16 protein-coding genes are annotated in these 15,235 nt (G+C 67.4%); 12 read left to right on the top strand and 4 right to left on the bottom strand.

The window, feature by feature from the left end; genetic code table 11:
* Position 1: 1 nt before the first annotated feature.
* A complete protein-coding gene (locus A5779_RS27515) occupies positions 2–844 on the bottom strand; it encodes an NmrA family NAD(P)-binding protein (protein ID WP_064886912.1) in 843 nt (280 codons plus the stop codon).
* Positions 845–937: 93 nt separating this feature from the next.
* On the opposite strand from A5779_RS27515, the gene sigI reads away from it, so the two are divergent.
* On the top strand, positions 938–1,792 hold the full coding sequence (gene sigI / locus A5779_RS27510) for an RNA polymerase sigma factor SigI (protein WP_064886911.1): 855 nt from the start codon (positions 938–940) through the stop codon (positions 1,790–1,792).
* On the opposite strand, the gene A5779_RS27505 is transcribed toward sigI, so the two are convergent.
* Positions 1,783–2,538 carry a GNAT family N-acetyltransferase gene (locus A5779_RS27505; RefSeq protein WP_207549126.1) on the bottom strand — a complete coding sequence of 252 codons (756 nt, stop codon included), beginning with the start codon at positions 2,536–2,538 and terminating at the stop codon, positions 1,783–1,785. The genes sigI and A5779_RS27505 overlap by 10 nt on opposite strands.
* Positions 2,539–2,644: 106 nt before the next feature.
* On the opposite strand from A5779_RS27505, the gene dxr reads away from it, so the two are divergent.
* From dxr to A5779_RS27485, 4 genes are read left to right on the top strand one after another with little or no spacing between them, the layout of a single operon-like run.
* Complete coding sequence (gene dxr / locus A5779_RS27500) at positions 2,645–3,829, top strand: 1-deoxy-D-xylulose-5-phosphate reductoisomerase (protein ID WP_110777800.1); 1,185 nt, start codon at positions 2,645–2,647, stop codon at positions 3,827–3,829.
* The gene (locus tag A5779_RS27495; protein WP_064886905.1) at positions 3,826–5,046 is read left to right on the top strand and encodes a M50 family metallopeptidase; all 1,221 of its coding nucleotides are present in this window, start codon (positions 3,826–3,828) and stop codon (positions 5,044–5,046) included. The genes dxr and A5779_RS27495 overlap by 4 nt, the downstream gene beginning before the upstream one ends.
* A gap of 13 nt (positions 5,047–5,059) precedes the next feature.
* A complete protein-coding gene (gene ispG, locus A5779_RS27490) occupies positions 5,060–6,214 on the top strand; it encodes a flavodoxin-dependent (E)-4-hydroxy-3-methylbut-2-enyl-diphosphate synthase (protein WP_055113031.1) in 1,155 nt (384 codons plus the stop codon).
* 55 nt (positions 6,215–6,269) lie between these two features.
* Positions 6,270–7,124 carry a GNAT family N-acetyltransferase gene (locus tag A5779_RS27485; protein WP_064886903.1) on the top strand — a complete coding sequence of 285 codons (855 nt, stop codon included), beginning with the start codon at positions 6,270–6,272 and terminating at the stop codon, positions 7,122–7,124.
* Between the two features lie 18 nt (positions 7,125–7,142).
* Here A5779_RS27485 and A5779_RS27480 read toward each other — a convergent pair whose 3' ends face one another.
* Positions 7,143–7,703 carry a peroxiredoxin-like family protein gene (locus A5779_RS27480; RefSeq protein WP_082941883.1) on the bottom strand — a complete coding sequence of 187 codons (561 nt, stop codon included), beginning with the start codon at positions 7,701–7,703 and terminating at the stop codon, positions 7,143–7,145.
* Between the two features lie 75 nt (positions 7,704–7,778).
* Here A5779_RS27480 and A5779_RS27475 point away from each other — a divergent pair, with 75 nt between their 5' ends.
* The 3 genes from A5779_RS27475 (at position 7,779) to A5779_RS27465 (ending at position 10,913) form a co-directional block, all read left to right on the top strand.
* Entirely contained in the window at positions 7,779–8,387 is a 609-nt protein-coding gene (locus tag A5779_RS27475; RefSeq protein WP_064886901.1) for a TetR/AcrR family transcriptional regulator, read from the top strand.
* A 91-nt stretch (positions 8,388–8,478) separates the two neighbouring features.
* Positions 8,479–10,302: a penicillin-binding transpeptidase domain-containing protein gene (locus A5779_RS27470; RefSeq protein WP_064886899.1), complete on the top strand. Its 1,824-nt coding sequence runs from the start codon at positions 8,479–8,481 to the stop codon at positions 10,300–10,302.
* Between the two features lie 23 nt (positions 10,303–10,325).
* Positions 10,326–10,913 (top strand): DUF1707 SHOCT-like domain-containing protein, encoded by a 588-nt coding sequence (locus A5779_RS27465; RefSeq protein WP_055113041.1) that lies wholly within the window; start codon positions 10,326–10,328, stop codon positions 10,911–10,913.
* 2 nt (positions 10,914–10,915) lie between these two features.
* On the opposite strand, the gene A5779_RS27460 is transcribed toward A5779_RS27465, so the two are convergent.
* A complete protein-coding gene (locus A5779_RS27460) occupies positions 10,916–11,296 on the bottom strand; it encodes a PaaI family thioesterase (RefSeq protein WP_064886897.1) in 381 nt (126 codons plus the stop codon).
* 153 nt (positions 11,297–11,449) lie between these two features.
* Here A5779_RS27460 and map point away from each other — a divergent pair, with 153 nt between their 5' ends.
* From map to A5779_RS27440, 4 genes are all read left to right on the top strand, one after another.
* Positions 11,450–12,307, top strand: a complete 858-nt coding sequence (gene map / locus A5779_RS27455) for a type I methionyl aminopeptidase (RefSeq protein WP_064886896.1) — start codon at positions 11,450–11,452, stop codon at positions 12,305–12,307.
* A gap of 10 nt (positions 12,308–12,317) precedes the next feature.
* Positions 12,318–13,817 (top strand): cobyric acid synthase, encoded by a 1,500-nt coding sequence (locus A5779_RS27450; protein WP_082941882.1) that lies wholly within the window; start codon positions 12,318–12,320, stop codon positions 13,815–13,817.
* Between the two features lie 9 nt (positions 13,818–13,826).
* Positions 13,827–14,501 carry a hypothetical protein gene (locus tag A5779_RS27445; RefSeq protein ID WP_064886894.1) on the top strand — a complete coding sequence of 225 codons (675 nt, stop codon included), beginning with the start codon at positions 13,827–13,829 and terminating at the stop codon, positions 14,499–14,501.
* Positions 14,502–14,564: 63 nt separating this feature from the next.
* Complete coding sequence (locus A5779_RS27440; protein ID WP_064886892.1) at positions 14,565–15,128, top strand: alpha/beta fold hydrolase; 564 nt, start codon at positions 14,565–14,567, stop codon at positions 15,126–15,128.
* Positions 15,129–15,235 lie beyond the last annotated feature (107 nt).

Raw genomic sequence — 15,235 nt, 5'->3', positions numbered from 1 at the left:
CTCAGCTATTGGCGAAAAGCTCGCGGTGGTCGGCCACCCACTCGGCAAAAGTCGTGGCCGGCCGACCGAGAATCTTGTCCACCTCGTGGGTGACCAGCGCGGGCCTTTCGACCGTGTCGGCCAACAGGCCCATGTAGGCATCGGCGAATGCGGCCGGAAAGCCCAGATCGACGAACCGCTGCCGTACCACCTCGGTGGGCACCTCGTGATAGCGCAGCGGCCGGTCCAGCACGCGGCCGATCGTTGCCACCAGTTCGGTGTTGGTGAGTGCCTGTGGTCCGGTCAACGGGATGCGCTGTCCCACAAGGTCGTCGGTCATCAGAGCGACAGCGGCGACGGCGGATATGTCGGCATCGACGATCACCGCGGTGGACGCGGCGGCGTACGGTCCGCTCACCACCTCGCCGGCCCGGATCTGAGCCGACCACATGCCGGCGAAATTGGACGCGAACACCGTGGGGCGCAGGCTGACCCACTCCAGGCCGGAGGCCACGACCAGCTGCTCGACTTCACGGTTGCGATCCCCGCGGACCCGGGACGGTTGCCGGGTGTCGTCGTCATCGGCGTTGATCGCAGACAACGCGACCAGGCGTTGCGCCCCGGCGGTACGGGCCAATTCGACTGTCGCGGCGAGATCCGGGCCCAGTGCCCGGGAATTGAGGAAGACCGCCGAGGCGCCGACCATGCCTTCGGCGGCCGATCGCACCGCCTCGACACCGGACGGGAACCCGGCGGCGTCAGGATTGCGGGTGACGGCGCGCACACGGGCGCCGGCACGGACGAGTTCGGTGACAAGCGGGCGGCCGACGTTGCCGGTTGCGCCCGTGACGAGAATTGTGTTCATGCGATCAAGGACGGGGCGGCCGTCCAGAAAGTTACAGCGGCCACGAATCAAGGCCACGAGTAACTTTTCGGGCCGCGGATTCGTCGTAGACACATGAACGGATCTGCCGGTCTCGAGGCGGCGTGGCGTGACCACCACCCCTATCTGGTCAACCTCGCCTACCGCATGCTGGGCGACATCGGTGACGCCGAGGACGTCGCGCAGGAAGCGTTTCTGCGGCTGGCCGGCGCCGACCAGGAGCATCTCGATGATGTCCGCGCCTGGTTGACAGTGGTGGCGGGCCGGCTGTCCCTGGACCTCCTGCGATCGGCCCGGGCGCGGCTCGAACGCCCCGACGGCTCGGCGGCACTGGCCACGACCGCGGCTGTCGGCTCCGACCCGGCAGACCGCGTCACTCTCGACGACCAGGTCGGCTCGGCGCTGCTGGCGGTGCTGACCCGGCTCAGTCCCGGCGAGCGCGTCGCATTCGTACTGCACGACATCTTCCGGGTCCCGTTCGACGACATCGCCGACACGGTGGGCCGCCCGGTCGGAACGTGCCGACAGCTGGCGCGTCGGGCCCGGACGAAGGTGACCGGCGCCGCGCCGACGCTGGATCAGGTCAGCGCCGACGAGCACCGACAGGTCACCGATGCGTTCATCACCGCGTGTGCCAACGGCGACGTGGCGGCGCTGGCCTCGGTGCTCGACCCGAGCGTCTGGGGTGTCGGCACGGTGCTCACCGACCCCGCCCTGCGTCAGGTCAACCACGGCCGCCATGACGTCGCGACAAACCTGCTCCGCTACCTCGGGCCGGGGGCGACGGTGGTGTGCGCGGCCGAACCGGTGCTGCTGGCCTACGACCGGCACCGGCTGTTCGCGGTCGTGGTGCTGACCATCCGCGACGGGCTGGTGCTCAAGATCGAGGCCACGGCCGACCCGTCGGCTCGGCAGGCGAGTCAGCCCTGAGTCGGTTCGATCCCGACCGGACCGTCCTCGGCGATGACCTCCCACTCGCCGAACGGCTGCAAACCCAGCGACTTGGCGAGCGCCACGGACGGGTAGCTGTCGAGCTGACAGCGGTACTGCGGTTCGTAGCCCTGCTCGTAGACATAGCGGCTCAGAGCGCGAACCACGGTGCGCGCGTGACCGTTTCCGCGGAAGGGCGACAGGGTCAGTACACCGAGGTCGGCGAGCGGCGCGTCGTCCCACGGATACGCGCTGGCCGCACACACCAGCCGAGGTTGCTCGAACGCCCCGAACACCGCCCAGTGGTCGAGCTCCACGTACGCGCCGTCCAAGTCAGCTGCCGAGGCGCCCGACTCGAATTCCGCGAAAATCGCACTGTCGAGGTCGGTCAACCGGCGCACGTCCGGGCAGTCATCGGTCAACGACTCGCGTGTCCCCGATCCGAAGTAGAACACGTAGTCCGCGCCGTTCAGGGTGATGCCGGCGGCCGTGAGGGCCCGGCGGAACTCCGCTTCCGACAGGTTGGCCCGCCCACCCAGTCGCGCCCGGTCGGCAAGATCGGGGGTCAGGGCTGCGCTGACCCGGCCGTCGGCGGTCTTGAGCACCATGACGGGGGAGTCGACGTCGAGGTCCGGCCTGGTCACGACGGTGAAGTCCGTGTCGCGGTACAACACGTCACCGGCGAAGCAGGTTTGCCAGTACGCGGCGACGGCCGGTGCGAACAGCGGGCTTGAGAAGGCGGACATGCTCATTTTCTGGAGAGGTTCGACGGGCCTCTTGACGGTAAGCGCGGTCGCAAGCGAATTTTGGCCGGCGCATTAGGGAACGCCCATCACAGCGCGGCACAATGGGTTGGTGAGCGATTCCCCGGCGCGGCAGCGCGTGCTGATCCTCGGAAGCACCGGATCCATCGGCACGCAGGCGCTCGACGTCATCGCAGCCAATCCCGACCGGTTCGAGGTCGTCGGCCTGGCTGCCGGTGGGGGTAACCCCGACCTGCTCGCCGCCCAGCGCGCCGCGACCGGCGTCACCAACATCGCGGTGGCCGACGCGGCCGCCGCGGAGAAGGTCGGCGACGTGACCTATGCCGGTCCTGACGCGGCAACCCGCCTGGTCGAGAACACCGAAGCCGATGTGGTGCTCAACGCGCTGGTGGGGGCGCTGGGGCTGGCGCCGACGCTGGCCGCCCTGGCCACCGGTGCGCGGCTGGCCCTGGCCAACAAGGAGTCACTGGTCGCGGGTGGCCCCCTGGTGCTCAAGGCGGCCGCACCGGGGCAAATCGTCCCGGTGGACTCCGAACACTCCGCGATGGCCCAGTGCTTGCGGGGCGGCACCGCCGACGAGGTCGCCAAGATCGTGCTCACCGCGTCGGGCGGTCCGTTCCTCGGATGGTCGGCCGCTGACCTGGAATCGGTCACCCCGGAGCAGGCCGGCAAGCATCCGACCTGGTCCATGGGCCCGATGAACACGCTGAACTCGGCGACCCTGATCAACAAGGGCCTGGAGTTGATCGAAACCCATCTCCTGTTCGGCATCGACTACGAGCGCATCGAGGTCGTGGTGCATCCGCAGTCGATCGTGCACTCGATGGCCACCTTCACCGACGGCTCGACACTGGCCCAGGCGAGCCCGCCGGACATGAAACTGCCGATCGCGCTGGCCCTGGGCTGGCCCGAACGGGTTGCCGGCGCGGCCCTGGCCTGTGACTTCACCACTGCCTCGACCTGGGAATTCCTGCCGCTGGACAACGAGGTGTTCCCCGCCGTGAATCTGGCCCGGCAGGCCGGAACGCGTGGCGGCTGCCTGACCGCGGTCTACAACGCGGCCAACGAAGAAGCGGCAGAAGCGTTCCTTTCCGATCGGATCTCGTTCCCGGCGATCGTCGACACCGTCGGTGACGTGTTGCACGCTGCCGACCAGTGGGCTGCCGAACCCGCTACCGTGGAAGAAGTACTCGACGCGCAGCGGTGGGCCAGGGATCTGGCCCGGCGCACCGTCGAGCAGAAATCCGTCAGAAAAGGGCTCGTCACCAAATGATGTTCGTTATCGGCATCGCGCTGTTCGCGCTGGCCATCCTGGTATCGGTGGCCCTGCACGAATGCGGGCACATGTGGGTGGCGCGCGCCACCGGCATGAAGGTGCGACGCTACTTCGTGGGCTTCGGCCCGACGCTGTGGTCGACGCGGCGGCCCAACCGGTTGGGGGAGACCGAGTACGGCATCAAAGCCATCCCGCTGGGTGGGTTCTGCGACATCGCCGGTATGACGTCGGTCGACGAGATCGCACCCGAAGACCGGCCATATGCGATGTACAAGCAGAAGGTGTGGAAGCGCGTCGCGGTGTTGTTCGCCGGGCCCGCGATGAACTTCATCATCGGGTTCGTGCTCCTCTATGCGGTCGCGATCATGTGGGGCCTGCCCAACATCAATCAGCCCACTACTGCGAAGGTCGGCGAAACCGGTTGTGTGGCAGCACAACTGAGCCTCGACAAGATGGGTGAGTGCACCGGGCCCGGTCCCGCCGCGTTGGCCGGTATCCAGGCCGGCGACGAGATCGTCAAGGTCGGCGACACTCCCGTCTCGGACTTCAAGCAGATGGCCACCGAGATCCGCAAGCTCAACGGTCCGGTGTCGATCGAACTCAAGCGCGACGGTCAGACCATCACGACCGTCGTCGACGTGACCCAGACCAAGCGGTTCACCAGCACGGAGGCCAAGGAGGCCACCACCGTCGGCGCCATCGGCGTCAGCGAGGCCCGGGGTGAGCCGCCGACGCAGTACAACGCGATCACCGCGGTGCCCGCCACGTTCTCGTTCACCGGCGACCTCGCGGTCGAGCTCGGTAAGTCGCTGGCCAAGATCCCGACCAAGATCGGTGCGCTGGTGCACGCGATCGGCGGCGGCGAGCGCGACAAGGAAACCCCGATCAGTGTCGTCGGCGCGAGCATCATCGGCGGCGAGACTGTCGAGGCCGGGCTGTGGGTGGCGTTCTGGTTCTTCCTGGCGCAGTTGAACTTTGTGCTCGGGGCCGTCAATCTGGTGCCGCTGCTACCGTTCGACGGCGGCCACATCGCGGTCGCGACGTACGAGAAGATCCGCAATATGTTCCGTGCCGCCCGCGGCAAAGTCGCCGCAGCCCCGGTCAACTACCTCAAACTCATGCCCGCCACCTACGTGGTGTTGCTGGTGGTGGTCAGCTACATGCTGTTGACCGTGACCGCCGACCTGGTCAACCCGCTCAGCATCTTCGACTAGGAGATCTCATCTCATGACGTCCATCGGTTTGGGAATGCCCGCACCCCCGGCACCGACCCTGGCGCCGCGCCGCAAAACCCGTCAGCTCGACGTGGGCGGTGTCGGCATCGGCAGCGAGCACCCGATCGCCGTGCAGTCCATGTGCACCACCAAGACGCACGACGTCAACTCGACGCTGCAGCAGATCGCCGAGCTGACCGCGTCGGGTTGCGACATCGTGCGGGTGGCCTGCCCCCGGCAGGAGGACGCCGACGCGCTCGCCGAGATCGCCCGGCACAGCCAGATCCCGGTGATCGCCGACATCCACTTCCAGCCCAAGTACATCTTCGCCGCGATCGACGCCGGCTGTGCCGCCGTGCGCGTCAACCCCGGCAACATCAAGGAGTTCGACGGCCGGGTCAAAGAGGTGGCCAAGGCCGCCGGTGAAGCGGGCATCCCGATCCGGATCGGCGTCAACGCCGGCTCGCTGGACCCACGGTTGCTGCAGAAGTACGGCAAGGCCACCCCAGAGGCGCTGGTCGAATCCGCGCTGTGGGAGGCGTCGCTGTTCGAGGAGCACGGCTATGGCGACATCAAGATCAGCGTCAAGCACAACGACCCCGTGATCATGGTCGAGGCGTACCGCCAACTTGCCGCCCAGTGCGACTACCCGCTGCACCTCGGTGTCACCGAGGCCGGCCCGGCGTTCCAGGGCACGATCAAGTCCGCGGTGGCGTTCGGCGCGCTGCTCTCGGAGGGCATCGGCGACACCATCCGGGTGTCCCTTTCTGCGCCGCCCGCCGAAGAGGTCAAGGTCGGCAATCAGATCCTGGAGTCGCTCAACCTGCGACCGCGTGGTCTGGAGATCGTGTCCTGCCCGTCCTGCGGGCGCGCCCAGGTCGACGTGTACACGCTGGCCAACGCGGTGAGCGCAGGCCTGGACGGCCTCGATGTTCCGTTGCGGGTCGCGGTGATGGGCTGTGTGGTCAACGGTCCGGGTGAGGCCCGCGAGGCCGATCTGGGCGTTGCCTCCGGTAACGGCAAGGGCCAGATCTTCGTCAAGGGTGAGGTCATCAAGACCGTGCCCGAGGCACAGATCGTCGAGACACTTATCGAAGAGGCGATGCGGCTGGCGGAATCCGCGGGTTCAGATGATGCCAGCGGTTCGCCAGTGGTGACCGTAAGCTGATAGCGACCCTGTGAGCGGGGTCACCCAGCCTTGGCTTGAGCAGAGGAAATCGCCAATGTCGGCTCCGCCGCTGTTCCGACTCGTCGACGAGCGACGAGTTTCCGTGGTGCGTGACGCCACCCCCTGCCTGCAGGTGTTCGACGAGGACCCGGTGGGGTCGTGCATGGTGGCCGCGCGCGTCGCCGAGTTCGGCGTCGAGCACGGCGCGATCGGCGGGGAGCTGTGGACGCGTCGCGGCGTCACCGAGTCGTTGTGTTACGCCGGGCCCAATCTGATCCCGCTACGCGGGGACGCCGAGGATCTCAAGGCGTTCTCGGACAAGGCGATGAGCACCGCGCGGCGCTGCTCCTCGGTGGTGGGCCGCGCCGAGCTGGTGATGCCGATGTGGCGCCGGCTGGAATCGGTGTGGGGTTCCGCCCGTGACGTCCGCGAGCAGCAGCCGCTGATGGCGTTGAGCTCGATGCCGCTTTGCGCGATCGACCCGGCGGTCCGCCCGGTGCGAATGGAGGAACTCGACACCTACCTGGTGGCGGCCATCGACATGTTCATCGGCGAGGTCGGGGTCGACCCGCGGTTGGGTGACGGCGGTCGTGGTTACCGTCGCCGCATCGCCAGCCTGATCGCCGCGGGACGGGCGTGGGCCCGGTTCGAGCGCGGCGAGGTGGTGTTCAAGGCCGAGGTCGGGTCGCAGTCGCCCACGGTCGGCCAGATCCAGGGGGTGTGGGTGCATCCGGAGTGGCGCGGCCATGGGCTCGGTACGTCCGGGACAGCGGCGCTGGCATCCGCCGTGGTGGCCTCCGGCCGTATCGCAAGCTTGTACGTCAACAGCTACAACACGGTGGCTCGGGCGACATACGCGCGCATCGGATTCGAGCAGGTCGGTACGTTCGCCACCATCCTGCTGGACTGAGCGCGTCGGGTCCCGGTGTCACCGCCGTCCGGCGGCGGCCCGCGCCAGCAGCTCGTCGACCGACCATTGATCGTCGGCATGAGCGCCGTATTTGGCCGCGAGCACCACGCCGTCGGGTGCGATCAGGAAATCTGCTGGTAGCCCGAGCCGTCCACCGGCCTGCCTGCCGGCCGGTGCGCGGAATCGTCCGCGCAGTGTCAGGGCACTGCCCCGGATGATCGCCGGCCAACTGCGGGGATCGAGCAGGGCGCGGGCGCTGGACTCCACACCGAACTGTCGGTAGATGTCCTTGTCCGGGTCGGCAACGGTCGCAAACGGCAGATCCGCTGTGTGCTCGGCCAATTCGGCGGCAGGGGAGTGGAAGAAGACCACTTCGCGGATGCCCGCGGCGTGGATCTCGGCATGCCGGGCGACGAAGGACTGCAGGTGCAGATTGCAGATCGGGCAACCGGCGAAGCGCCTGAACTGCAGGTGGACCAGATCGCTCGGGTCGGGTACCGGGATGTGTTCGCCTGTGACACTGCGGAATTGGTATCGACCGATGGTCCTTGGCACCTTGGGCGAGACGGGTGTGGTCACGGATCCTCCTGGTTAGCGTGCACTGTACGCCTATGATTGGACGGTATAGGAGTACGGTGTACGCTGTCAATCGTCATGCCGCGCCCACGTTCACTCACCCAACGTCAGGTTGCCGCAGCTGCGCTTGAGGTCGTCGACACCGACGGGCTGGCGGGGCTGTCGATGCGAGCTGTCGCTCGTCAGTTGGGCATGGGCACCATGTCTCTGTATCGGTACGTTGCCGATCGGGACGAGCTCGAAGCGATGGTGGTGGACCTCGTGCTCGACGGAGTCGATCTCGCATCGCCTCGGGGATCCGCGCGACACCAACTCGTCGAACTCGCCGAGCGGGTACGTACGGCGACCGCGCGGCATCCGGCCGTGGCGCCGCTGATGCTCACGCACCGACACCGCTCGCCGGCGTCACTGCGCTGGGGTGAGTCGGTGCTCGGCGTGCTCACGACCGCCGGATATGACGGCAAGCGACGGGTCTACGCGTTCCGCGCCCTGCTCGCCTACATCTTCGGAGCGCTCGAGATCGAGATACTGGGAAGTCTGGCCGGGCCAGGTACTCAGGCGCTGGCGGGCTTGCCGGCGGGCGAATATCCGTTGTTGTCGGAGACTGCGGCGGTCGCCGCAGGCATCGGGCCCGATGAGGAGTTCCGGCGCGGCCTCGAGATCCTGTTGAGTGCCCTGGACGTGTGAAGCGGGCAACTCGTCGGTCTCGCCACAGTCTCGGTTCGGTATCGGTGCGCCTCCGACGATTCCGGCCTCCACGTTTCTAACATCAGCCTCAATGGCAACTCAAACATCATCAGTCACACGGACCGCGGGCCTGTTCACGGTCATCGCGGTCCTCGGGGCGACGGCGCTCAGTGCCTGCACCCCACGGCCCGACGGGCCGGAGCCTGCCGCCGAACAGTTCTTCGCGGCACTGGCCACTGGTGACACCGCGGCAGCGGCGGCGCTGGCCGACCGGCCCGACGATGCCAAGACCGCTCTTGGTGAAGCGTGGAACGGTTTGCAGGCCACCGGACTCGACGCGCAGATCCTGGGTTCGAAGTACGCCGGGGACACCGGCAGCGTCACCTACCGCTACACCTGGCACCTGCCGAAGAACCGCACCTGGACGTACGACGGGCAGCTCAACATGATCCGGGACGAGGGTCGGTGGGAGGTGCGCTGGAGCGCCACCGGACTGCACCCCAGGCTGGGTGAGCACCAGACCTTTGCCCTGCGGGCCGACGCGCCGCGACGGGCATCGGTCAACGAGCGTGGCGGTACCGATGTGCTGGTACCCGGCTACATCTATGCCTACGCACTCGACGCGAGGGCGGCCGGTGCCGCGCTGATGCCGACCTCCCGCGCGGTCGCCGACGCCCTGCGGGGATTCGACCCCGCCTTGGGAGACCCCCAGCGACTCGCCGAACAGGCGAGCGCGTCCGCGCAGCCGATGAGCCTGATCACGCTGAGGCAATCCGACAACGACCGGATCGCACCTGCCATCGGCCGGCTACCCGGCGTCGTCGTCACGCCGCAGCCCGAAATGTTGCCCACCGATGAAACTTTCGCCCCGGCGATCGTCAACGAGGTCAAGAGATCGGTGGCCGACCAGCTCGACGGTCAGCCGGGCTGGCGGGTGGTCACGGTCAATCAGAACGGCGTCGATGTCGACGTGCTCAACGAGGTGGCCGGTGATCCGGCACCGTCGATCACCATCAGCTTGGACCGCTCTGTGCAGGACGCCGCGCAGAACGCGGTCAACACCACCGGCAAGCAGGCGATGATCGTCGCGATCAAACCGTCCACCGGCGAGATCCTGGCCGTCGCGCAGAACGGGGCCGCCGACGCCGTCGGACCGCTCGCCACCATGGGGCAGTTCCCGCCCGGTTCGACCTTCAAGATGGTCACCGCGGGCGCGGCCATCGAGCGCGACATGGCAACGCCCAACACTCTTTTGGGGTGCCCCGGCACGCTCGACATCGGGCACCGGACCGTCACCAACTACGACGCATTCGATCTCGGCACCGTGCCGATGTCACGCGCATTCGCCAATTCGTGCAACACCACCTTCGGTGAGCTCGCCAGCCGGATGCCTCCACGCGGTCTCACCCAGGCCGCTGCGCGCTACGGCATCGGTACCGACTACCAGGTGGACGGCATCAACACGTTGACCGGTTCGGTGCCGCCCACAGTCGACCTGGCCGAGCGCACCGAGGACGGCTTCGGTCAGGGCAAGGTGCTCGTCAGCCCGTTCGGCATGGCGCTGGCGGCCGCGACCGTGGCGGCGGGCCGGACTCCGGTGCCGCAACTCATCGAGGGTCGCCAGACCATGGTCGACCGCGCGGGGGCCCCGATCAGCCCGAAGATGGTGGACGGACTGCGACCGATGATGCGGTTGGTGGTGACCAACGGCACGGCCAAGGATCTCAACGGGCTCGGCGACGTGCGCGGCAAGACCGGGGAGGCCGAGTTCATGGGTGGCTCGCACTCCTGGTTCGCCGGTTACCGCGGGGACATGGCGTTCGCGGCGCTGATCGTCGGCGGCGGCAGCTCGGAGTACGCGGTGCGGATGTGCAAGACCATGTTCGACAGCCTTCCCCCCGACTACCTGGCCTGAACGGCGGTACCGTTGAACCTGCCATGACAGGGATCAATGAACAATCTGTGGACCTACGGGTCTCCGATGCGGACCGCAATGGCACGCTGCGGCGGCTGCACAATGCCGTGGCACTCGGACTGATCGACATCGCCGAGTTCGAGGAGCGCTCGGCGATGGTGTCGCACGCCCGTTTGCATTCGGACCTCGATGCGTTGGTGGGGGATCTGCCCGGGCCCGGAGCCATCGTGACCACCGCCACCGACCGCGTCGAGTTGCGCGGTGTGCTCGGCTCGCTGAAACGCCAGGGTGAATGGACCGTTCCGACCCGGCTGGCCCTGGTACGCCGGATGGGTTCGGTGGAGCTGGATCTGACCCGGGCCCGGTTCGCCGGGCCGATGGTGGTCATCGAGCTGGACATGAAATTCGGGTCGGTGGAGATCCGGTTGCCCGACGGTGCGAGCGCCTCGATCGACGACGTCGAGGTGATCGTGGGCAGCGCCGACGATCACCGTCGCGACGCGCCGGCCGAGGGTTCCCCGCACATCATCCTGACCGGCAAGGTGGTGTGCGGTTCGGTCGATATCCGTGGGCCGCGGCGCAACTGGAAGCTGACGTTGCGCCGGTCCTGATCTCAGCGGGGTTCGAGCACCGCGAACGTCAGCGTCGCGCGGGCAGCGAGCCGACCACGGGTGACGTCGGTGACGTCGACCGAGGTCACGATGAGGCGTTTCCCGGCCCGTACGACCTTCGCCTCCGCGCGAGCCGTGCCCATGATCGGCGCGAGGAAGTGGATGTTGAGGTCGGCGGTCGTCACGTCGTAGCCGACCCCGCTGGCATTGCCGGCCAGCATCCCTGCCGCGATGTCGATCAGAGTGGCCACCAACCCGCCCTGCAGGGCGCCGCGGACGTTGGCGAGGTCGGGCCGGTTGTCCATTTCGAGTACCAGCCCGTCGGCGCTCGACTCGACCTCGCGGTACTCCAGTAGTTCCAGCACATGAACGGTTTCGGTCATCGCCGTGCCTCAGTCATCCTCGTACGGTAACACCATTACCGGTTAACGAGAGGGCCGCTCTCGCGAGGGTTGCCGCAACGCCTCGGTGGGCGGCAGCTCGACGCCGCACAACGCTGGAGGCGTTGTCGCTGAACTGACGATTAAGCTGTCCACATGCCAGTTCGTACCGCCCTGCGCCCCGGCGTGCAGTCACCGACCCTGCCGGTTCCGAAGTCGATCCCGCGGCCGGAATATGCGTGGAAGTCCACCGTGCAGGAGGGCAGCGAACCCTGGGTGCAAACGCCCGAGGTGATCGAGAAGATGCGCGTCGCGGGCCAGATCGCGGCGGCGGCGCTGGCCGAGGCCGGCAAGGCCGTGGCGCCCGGCGTCACCACCGACGAGTTGGACCGCATCGCCCACGAATACATGATCGACCACGGTGCCTACCCATCGACATTGGGCTACAAGGCATTTCCCAAATCCTGCTGCACCTCGCTCAATGAGGTGATCTGCCACGGGATTCCGGATTCGACCGTGATCGAGGACGGTGACATCGTCAACATCGACGTCACCGCCTACATCGACGGCGTGCACGGTGACACCAACGCCACCTTCCTGGCCGGTGATGTCTCCGAGGAGCACCGGCTGCTCGTCGAGCGCACTCACGAGGCGACCATGCGCGCCATCAAGGCGGTCAAGCCAGGGCGTGCCTTGTCGATCGTCGGCAGGGTGATCGAAGCCTACGCAAACCGATTCGGTTACAACGTGGTTCGTGATTTCACCGGGCACGGCATCGGCACCACCTTCCACAACGGGTTGGTGGTGCTGCACTACGATCAGCCGGCCGTGGAGACCGTGCTGGAACCGGGCATGACCTTCACCATCGAGCCGATGATCAACCTCGGATCGCTCGACTACGAGATCTGGGACGACGACTGGACCGTGGTGACCAAGGACGGCAAGTGGACCGCTCAGTTCGAGCACACCCTGGTGGTCACCGAAGACGGCGCCGAGATCCTCACCCTGCCGTGACGCAGGTACCGTGAGCGGCGCGTTGCTGGTCGCCGGCACCACCTCCGACGCCGGCAAGTCGATGGTCGTGGCGGGGCTGTGCCGGTTGTTGGCGCGCAAGGGCCTGTCTGTGGCGCCGTTCAAGGCGCAGAACATGTCCAACAACTCGGCGGTCACAGTCGACGGCGGCGAGATCGGCCGCGCCCAGGCCATGCAGGCCCGGGCCGCCGGGCTGGCGCCCAGCACCAGGTTCAACCCCATCCTGCTCAAGCCTGGCGGGGACCGCACGTCACAGTTGGTGATTCGTGGCCAGGTGGCCGGAACGGTGGCCGCCGGCGATTACTTCACCCACCGGGAGCGGCTCGCCGCTGTCGTCGCCGACGAATTGGCCTCACTGAGATCCGAATTCGACGTGGTGATCTGTGAAGGGGCCGGCTCTCCGGCCGAGATCAACCTGCGTGCCACCGACCTCGCCAACATGGGGCTGGCCCGTGCGGCAGATCTGCCTGTCATCGTCGTGGGCGACATCGACCGCGGCGGTCTACTGGCCCACCTGCACGGCACCGTGGCGGTCCTGGACCCTGAGGACCAGGCGCTCATCGCGGGATTCGTCGTCAACAAATTCCGTGGTGACCCAGCCCTCCTCGAACCCGGCCTGCGGCAGCTGCTGGAGCTGACCGGGCGGCCCACCTACGGCGTGATCCCGTTCGACGACGGGATCTGGCTCGACACCGAGGATTCGGTGTCGGTCCGGCCCGGCGGCATGGTGGGCACACCGCAGCCGCCCCGCGGGGCGCAGACACTCACTGTCGCCGCGATCAGGCTGCCGCGCATCTCCAACTCCACCGACATCGAGGCACTGGCCTGCGAGCCCGGTGTAGCGGTGCGCTGGGTCGCCGACGCCGCAGACCTCGCCGGTGTCGACCTCGTCGTGATTCCCGGAAGCAAAGCCACCGTCAGCGACCTGGCCTGGCTACGGCAACGCGGCCTGGCCGAGGCCGTCCTCGAACACGCGGTCCAGGGCCGGCCCGTGCTCGGGGTGTGCGGCGGGTTCCAGATGCTGTGCCGCCGTATCGACGACGGCGTCGAGTCCGCGGCCTCGGAATCCGTCGAGGGGCTCGGACTGATCGACGCCGACATCGAATTCGCTCTCCACAAAACCCTGCGGCACTGGGAAGAACCGTTGTGGGGCTACGAGATCCATCACGGGCAGGTGACCCGCAGCGCAGCCGATGACTGGCTGGGAATCGGGCTGCGTTGCGGCTCGGTGTACGGCACCCACTGGCACGGTCTGCTCGACAACGACCACCTGCGCCGGGCCTGGCTCACCGACGTCGCCGCGGGTGCAGGTCGCGACGGGTTCGTGGTTGCCGACGACATCGACGTCCGGGGTCGGCGCGACGCCCAGTTGGATCTGATGGCCGACCTGCTGGCCGCACATCTCGACGTCGATGCCGTGATGGACCTGGTGTCGCAGGGGCCGCCGCCGCGGCCCACCATGAGCACTGCGCTCGCTGATGTACCTCGGTAACCTGGGCAGATGATCCGGTGCCATCGGTGGGTGGCAGCTTTGGTGGGGCTGGTCGCCGTGATGACGGTGTCCGGTTGCTCGACCGTGGTCGCCGGATCTGCCACCTGGCCTGGAGCCACCCTTGAGAAAGTGTTGCTGACGCCCGCCGACTTCCCGCCCGGTGTGCAGTTCGATCGCGTGATCGACGACGGCGGCGGTCCTGGCGGATCCGGTGGACCGCCACCGATGCTGTCCAACCCGGCCGGATGCAGTGACGGCCTGACCCGGGTGATCGCCGAAACCGCCGAGCGGGGCCCGGGCAGTGCCGCGCAGATCATCGCCGCCTACGACGGCGCGCGCATGGTGCTGACGGTGATGACCTCGCCGCTGCCGCTCGACCGGCTGGCCGCCACCGCAGAACGGTGCGCACAGTTCTCCACCTACTTCGATCCGGCGGACAAGGGCATCCCGATGACCACCACCAAGGTCGCTGCGCCGCGTGCGTCGGCGTTGGCCTATCAACAGACCATGCGGCTGGGCGGTGAGGAACAGAGCATCTTCTTCGCCTTCGAGAACGTCGGCAACTGGGCGGTTCTCGGCATCGCGTTCCCGGCCCAGAATCCTTCTATCGTCGCCAAAGGTGCATTGCCGCAGACATTTCTGGACGTTTTCGGTATCCAGGCCCACCGCCTGGATGCACGCTGACGCCGACGTCAGGACAATATTGATTCCGGCCCGCACGTCGCTACTGGACGGTAGTTTGTCCGAATGCTTACCACCGTCGCGACGATCGACGGATTCACCACGCCCGTCGACGTCTCGGGACCTGAGCAGGGTTCCACCGTGGTGGTGCTGAGCGCGGGCCATCACGGTCCAGCCGCTTATGAGCCGATCTGCCGACGGTTGCACACCGCGTCACTGCGCACGGTGATCATCGGTCCCGATCCACGCTTGACCGCCAAGTCCGTGGTCGGCATTCTCGATTCGCTCAACATCAAATGGGCGTTGCTGGTGGGCGACCGACTCGGGGGAGAACTCGCCTGGGAGCTGGCCGCCACCCGGCTGGACAAGTTCATCGGCCTGGTGGTCGTGGACCGCGGCCACCCACGTGTCGCCGACGCCACCGGTGTGATCCGCGACGACGAATGCCCCCCGGTGGAGATGAATACCACCGTGCTGGTCAGCACCCCTGCTGCCCGCGCAGTGGCCAAGGCCAGCCAGCGCTACGTCTACGGTGACTTCCGCTTGGTGGAGATGCCGGGCCGGCGCAGTGCCGGTGATTCGACCGCGCAACTGGCGGCCGAGATCGTGCTGCGCACCAGCAGTTGGTGACGGGTCGCAGCCTGCTCTTGATTGTCACGCTGGAGTGGCGGTCGACCTCGAGTGTCACGCTGGAGTGGCGGTCGGCGGTGTTGGGCTGCGGCGTGCTCGTGGTTTGT

Source organism: Mycolicibacterium peregrinum, assembly GCF_001665625.1.
Classification (GTDB): Bacteria; Actinomycetota; Actinomycetes; order Mycobacteriales; family Mycobacteriaceae; genus Mycobacterium; species Mycobacterium peregrinum_B.
The sequence above is the reverse complement of the archived record's forward strand: the minus strand, read 5'-3'. Positions and strand labels throughout refer to the sequence as shown.